Source organism: Viridibacillus arenosi, assembly GCF_001955655.1.
Classification (GTDB): Bacteria; Bacillota; Bacilli; order Bacillales_A; family Planococcaceae; genus Viridibacillus; species Viridibacillus arenosi.
Map to the genome: position 1 here is coordinate 1 of NZ_MSPW01000039.1, position 1,234 is coordinate 1,234.

Annotated in this window: 2 protein-coding genes; both read left to right on the forward strand. The window is 37.4% G+C overall.

The features are described 5' to 3' along the window. On the forward strand, positions 1–820 hold an 820-nt coding region (locus tag BK137_RS21635), incomplete at its 5' end, for a hypothetical protein (protein WP_244898288.1). 95 nt (positions 821–915) lie between these two features. After that, complete coding sequence (locus BK137_RS21640) at positions 916–1,188, forward strand: hypothetical protein (RefSeq protein WP_076066908.1); 273 nt, start codon at positions 916–918, stop codon at positions 1,186–1,188. The last annotated feature ends 46 nt before the right edge of the window (positions 1,189–1,234 follow it).

Below are 1,234 nucleotides of genomic sequence, written 5' to 3' on the forward strand. Positions count from 1 at the left end.
TCTTTTCACTTCTATAAAAGATAACGCCATAAGAAGAACAACTTTCCGTGCGGTAATCGATGCTGCACTATATAATAAACTAAACTCAAATAAAATTGGATGTGATGAAATAGAAACAATTCATATTCCTATCGACGCTGAACGTATTATTAGTACTTCTAGTAAGGGCAATCAATCGAAATGGTGTATCGGTAACAAGTGGGTCAAACAAAATGCGCGAGGTTATGAGGGACAAGCAGAAGTATTGGCTTCACTCGTTCTTGAATGCTCAACTCTTGACCGCTCTAAATATGTCGTCTATCAGCCATGTAACATTCAATTAACTGACGGTGAACAATTTGAAGGCTGCTATTCACTCGATTTTCGTGGTACAAAACAAGAAGTGACACTAGAACGCTTATTTGAAGCAAATTTCAGCTTTACTGATTCGATTACAAGTGACAAAACACTTTCTACCATAGAAAAGTTCGAGCTATTGATGAAGCAGGTGGAGCAGTATACAGGGCTCGTTTTAAATCATCAAATCGAACAGTTATACGCTTTCGATGCACTTATTCTAAATGAAGATCGGCACACGAATAACATTTTCTTCTTATATGACCCAAAAGAAAAAACATGGGAGCTGGCACCGGTTTTTGATAACGGACTTATCTTATTATCTGATGAAAAAGACTATCCAACTAGCAAACCATTAACGATTTTAAAGCGAAGAGTAAAGGCAAAACCACTGAATTCAACCTTCACAAAGCAACTTAGCCTTTACGAAGGACCAGCATTTATTGATAAAGAGAAATTAGAAACTGCAATCGAAAAATCTTAATACGATTTTGGACGTGCTAAGGACGTACTACTTTCACAATTGTGAGATCCAGCATTGAAACACTTATTCATTGAAGAGAGAAGGAAGTGAATCCATTGATTGATTACATGACTTTTGACGTAATGTGGATGGATGACATTATTGCCCATGTCGATTTAAAACCAGCTAATGGTGGCACCCCATATGTAATTAACAATATTGATGATTTTAACAAACAATTTTCACCGAATATGGAAGGGCATATTTGCTTAGATGAAATAGAACGTTGGCTAAAATGGCGTGCCTTCCCTCCTACTCGGGTCAACGCAAAAGAATTACTGGCTTCGCTGGGACATTGTACGAAAAACACATGGAGTCATGGCAGATGATGAGATTTGGATTCGTTTTAAAGGTGAAACACTTACACATCATGTC